General features: G+C 44.2%; 3 protein-coding genes. 2 read left to right on the top strand and 1 reads right to left on the bottom strand.

What is annotated here, in order from left to right:
- Positions 1-445 precede the first annotated feature (445 nt).
- Positions 446-1,522, top strand: a complete 1,077-nt coding sequence (gene acsF / locus PX481_RS23835) for a magnesium-protoporphyrin IX monomethyl ester (oxidative) cyclase (RefSeq protein WP_288096405.1) — start codon at positions 446-448, stop codon at positions 1,520-1,522.
- Between the two features lie 163 nt (positions 1,523-1,685).
- On the top strand, positions 1,686-2,216 hold the full coding sequence (locus tag PX481_RS23830; protein WP_002758515.1) for a zinc ribbon domain-containing protein: 531 nt from the start codon (positions 1,686-1,688) through the stop codon (positions 2,214-2,216).
- Between the two features lie 109 nt (positions 2,217-2,325).
- Here PX481_RS23830 and clpB read toward each other — a convergent pair whose 3' ends face one another.
- Entirely contained in the window at positions 2,326-4,986 is a 2,661-nt protein-coding gene (gene clpB / locus PX481_RS23825; RefSeq protein ID WP_043999002.1) for an ATP-dependent chaperone ClpB, read from the bottom strand.
- Positions 4,987-5,015 lie beyond the last annotated feature (29 nt).

Below are 5,015 nucleotides of genomic sequence, written 5' to 3'. Positions count from 1 at the left end.
TAAATCCTTATCTGGCAAGAGACTTAATTGATTAGTTCGCTCTAGATAAAAAACAATTGACAAAAATCGCTAAATGCCTTTCTATATAAGGGTTCCATCCCTTATAATCCCCGTCCATTGCATAACACAAACCGAAGAGCCCAATTAGGTTTTAGATTCGGACCTTGTTATCAGATGTGGGTTTTCAGTTCACCGATTACCGATGACTGTTTACTGATCACCGAACAAACCCCACCTCTCCGAACATTTGTCAAGACTGGGAGCGAAAAAGCCGCGTTTGTTCACACAGCTTAATTAAGAGTTGTAACTTTTAATGAACAGGAAGAGAGTCTAGGGCTGAGAGCTTGCTATAGTGAATCCTAGCCGTTTTTTCACGGCTGGTCATTATCAAGTCAGAGCCTTTACTCGTCTCAATCATCATCCCAGAGTAAAATCAATAATCCCTATGGTCAGCACGATCCAAAAACCAGAATTCGAGGAAATCCGTCCGGGTATAAAAGTTCCCGCTAAAGAAACGATCCTCACTCCCCGCTTCTACACCACTGATTTTGAAGCGATGGCGGAAATGTCGATCGCCGCTAACGAGGAAGAACTGAAAGCGATTTTAGAGGAATTCCGTACCGATTATAACCGGCATCACTTCGTTCGCAATCAAGAATTCGATCGCTCTTGGGATCACATTGATGGCGAAACTCGCCGTTTATTCGTGGAATTTCTGGAAAGATCCTGCACGGCTGAATTTTCCGGCTTTCTTCTCTACAAAGAACTCGGCAGACGTTTAAAAAACAGAAATCCCGTTCTCGCGGAATGCTTTAACCTCATGTCCCGGGACGAAGCGCGTCACGCTGGGTTCCTTAATAAGGCTTTATCGGATTTTAACCTCTCCCTTGACTTGGGATTTTTAACCAAAAGCCGTAACTACACCTTCTTTAAACCGAAATTTATCTTCTACGCCACCTATCTTTCCGAAAAAATCGGTTATTGGCGCTATATCACCATTTATCGTCATCTCGAACAACATCCCGAAGATCGGGTTTATCCGATTTTTAACTTCTTCGAGAATTGGTGTCAAGACGAAAACCGTCACGGGGACTTCTTTGATGCGATCATGCGTGCGCAGCCTGATATTCTTAATGATTGGCGCGCTCGTCTCTGGTGTCGTTTCTTCCTGCTTTCGGTCTTCGCTACGATGTATCTCAATGATACTCAGCGTTCCGGTTTCTACGCCATTCTCGGTTTGGACGCTCGCGAGTACGATAAGTATGTGATCGAGAAGACCAATGAAACCGCCGGCCGCGTCTTCCCGATTGTTCTCGATGTGGATAGTCCTGAATTTTATGATCGCCTAGAAATTTGTGTTGGCAATAACGAGGGATTACGGGCGATCGATAGCGAAAACAGTCCCGCACTGGTTAAATTCCTGAAGAAATTGCCTATCTTCGCCTCTAACGCTTGGCAATTCCTCAAATTGTACCTGATGAAACCGATTCGGGTCGATAAATTAGCCGGTAGCGTCCGTTAAAAAGTTTGTTTTCTTGAGACATGGTGAGGGTGGGTTAACCACCCTTTTTTTGTCGATAAAATTCTTAAGAAAATCCTCTAACATTTGTATCCTCGCTAGACTGGATCCTAGGGGTGTGAACTAGGTTTTTACTTTTTACTTTTTACTTTTTCCTGTCAAAAATATGGCTATTTATAGTGAATTACCCACAGGACAACGTCTCTATCTCGATAATCAAGGGCCGCAGACGATTGTAACTCTCGCTAGTGGTGCGGTGGGACAACAACAGCAGTCTAGCAGTAGTTTTGCCACGGGAGTTTGGACACAAGAACCCCAAATAGAGATAATTCCCCAAGGGGCAATTATTGAAATTATCACCGAAACCGGACCCCACAGAATCCAAATTCAGGGAAGCAGTATCGGTTTTTCCTCTCCTCATACCTCTGGAGTTTCTCAGTCCTCTCAATCGACCACTGCTACCAGTTTCTCCTCCTCACCGATGCAACCGATGCAACCGATGCAACCGATGCAACCGATGAAAATGGGCAATATGTCGATGAATTTTGCCCCCATGGAAATGCAAATGGGAGATATGAAAATGAGTATGGGAGACACAAAAACCGTCAGTAAAGTCCGATTTTGTCGTCAATGCGGGGCAAAAGTAGCGGCAACCGATCGCTTTTGTAGTAGCTGTGGTCATCAGTTACAGCAATAGGCAGTCAGCTAGATAGGCAAAACCTGTTTAGCTAGATTCACCAGGCCTTTTGGGGCAAAATTTTGTTTATATTGGCTGAATTGGAGGGGAATATATCCCCTGTCTGGTTTTAATCTGAACTGAGGTTAACCACGGCTAATTCTAATGTTTGCCCTTCCCTTTCTAGCTCCTTTTTGCTAAAACTTAACACTTCATCCAGACAATCAATTACCACCGTATCCCCTTCCATAAAAGCTTGTTCGAGAATTTTTGTGGCTAAAGGATTCTCTAACTCCCGTTGGATAGCGCGTTTTAAAGGCCGCGCACCGTAGGTAGGATCGTAACCAACAGTAACGATATGATCTTCTGCTGCCGCAGTTAATTCTAGATTGATTTTTTGTTCTGCTAATAATCTTTCCAGACGCTGTAATTGCAGACGAACAATGTAACGCAATTCTTCTTTTTTCAGGGTATGGAAAATAATTAAATCGTCGATACGATTCAAAAATTCGGGACGAAAATGACTCCGCAAAGCTGTTAAAACCCGTTTCCGCATCTCCTCATAATCGGCATCTTCGGAAACATTTAAAATATGGTCACTGCCAATATTACTGGTCATGACGATAATCGTATTCCGAAAATCCACCACTCGCCCCTGAGAGTCAGTAATGCGCCCATCGTCAAGCACTTGTAATAAAATGTTAAAAACATCGCGATGGGCCTTCTCCACTTCATCCAATAAAACCACAGAATAGGGACGACGACGCACCGCTTCCGATAGTTGTCCCCCTTCCTCGTAACCCACATAACCCGGAGGCGCGCCGATTAACCGCGAAACCGCGTGTTTTTCCATGTATTCCGACATATCGATGCGAACCATGGCCTCCTCGGAGTCGAACAGTAACCCCGCCAAGGCCCGCGCTAACTCGGTTTTACCCACTCCTGTGGGTCCCATAAACAGGAATGAACCAATCGGACGGGAGGGATCTTTCATTCCCGCGCGCGCGCGTCGAATCGCCGCTGCTACTGCCGTGACCGCTTCATTTTGTCCGACAACTTTTTTCTGTAAATGAGACTCTAATTCTAATAATTTTTGTCGTTCCGATTCCATTAAACGATTGACAGGAATTCCCGTCCACCGGGCAACTATTTCGGCAATATCAGCATCAGTTACCTGTTGTCTTAACAGGGTAGAACCTGCCGCTTGAATAGTTTCTAGTTCTTTTTCTTTTACTTCTAATTCCCCCTGTAAAATTTCTAGTTTGCCATACTTTAATTGGGCTGCTTTATTGAGATCATAAGCTCGTTCCGCCTGTTCCACCTGTAGGCGCAATTGTTCTTCTTCCTCTCGCAATAATTTAATTTCCTCGGCGATATGTTTTTCGGTTTGCCATTGGTCAGCGAGAGGCTTTTGTTTACTATCTAATTCCTCAATTTCTTCGATAATTCTTTCTAAACGCTCTTGAAAAGCTCTATCTTTTTTTTCCTCTTTTTCTAAGGAGAATTTTTCCATCTGTAACTGCATTAATCGACGATCTATCATTTCCAAATCAGCGGGTTTAGTGGTACTTTCTACCTCTAATTTTGCCGCCGCTTCATCAACTAAATCGATCGCTTTATCGGGTAAAAAACGATCACTAATATAACGATGGGATAGGGTAGCTGCTGCCACTAGAGCCGAATCGGTAATTGTCACCCCATGATGCAGCTCATAACGTTCTTTTAAACCCCGGAGAATTGAGATAGTATCCTCCACGGAAGGTTCCTTAATATAAACCTGTTGAAAACGTCTTTCTAAAGGGGGGTCTTTTTCAATATGATTGCGATATTCATCTAAAGTTGTCGCCCCAATACAGCGCAATTCTCCCCGAGCTAACATAGGTTTTAATAGGTTGCCCGCATCCATCGATCCTCCTTCCCTAGAACCCGCACCGACAACGGTATGTAGTTCATCAATAAAGAGAATAATTCGCCCTTCTGATTGGGTCACTTCTTTCATGACTGACCGCAATCTTTCCTCAAATTCGCCTCGATATTTTGCCCCAGCGATTAAACTTCCCATATCGAGGGAAATTAACTGACGATTTTTCAAAGATTCGGGAACATCTCCGTTAACAATCCTTTGGGCCAATCCTTCAGCGATAGCGGTTTTTCCTACCCCCGGTTCACCGATTAAAACCGGGTTATTTTTCGACCGTCGCGAGAGGACTTGTACCACCCGTCGAATTTCTTCATCACGACCGATAACTGGGTCTAATTTGCCTTCTTTGGCCGCTGCTGTTAAATCCCGGCCATATTTATCTAAAGCTTCGTATTTTTCCTCTTGATTGGGTTCAGTAACCTTTTGAGTACCGCGAATCGCTTTGATGGCTAATTCTAAATCTTGGGGGTCAAGATTGAAAGTGCGTAAACATTTCCGGCCAACCCTTTCATCTTCGGCAAAACCGACGAGAAGATGTTCCACGGAGATAAATTTATCTTGCCAACTTTCCCGGGATGCTTCCGCTCGATCGAGCAGCAGATCGAGACCACGACCTAGGTATAATTGATCGACGATGGCCACTTTCGGCTGTCGGTTGGTGAAGACTTCTAGCTGTTGTTGCAGTCGCGGAATTTCTATATTAGCTTTTTGTAAAATCCGGGTGGCTAGACCGTTATTCTGCTCTAGGAGGGCAATAATAACGTGTTCCACCTCTAAGGTCTGATTTTTAAAGCGTCGCGCAATTTCTTGCGATTTAACGATCGAATCCCAAGCTTGTTCGGTAAATTTATTCGAGTCTGTGGGTTGCATTCTGCACCAATGAGGAAAGCCAGTGTCAG

Source organism: Microcystis sp. M53603_WE2 (genome assembly GCF_030065435.1).
Note: the sequence above shows the minus strand (reverse complement) of the source record. Positions and strands in the feature narration are given on the sequence as shown.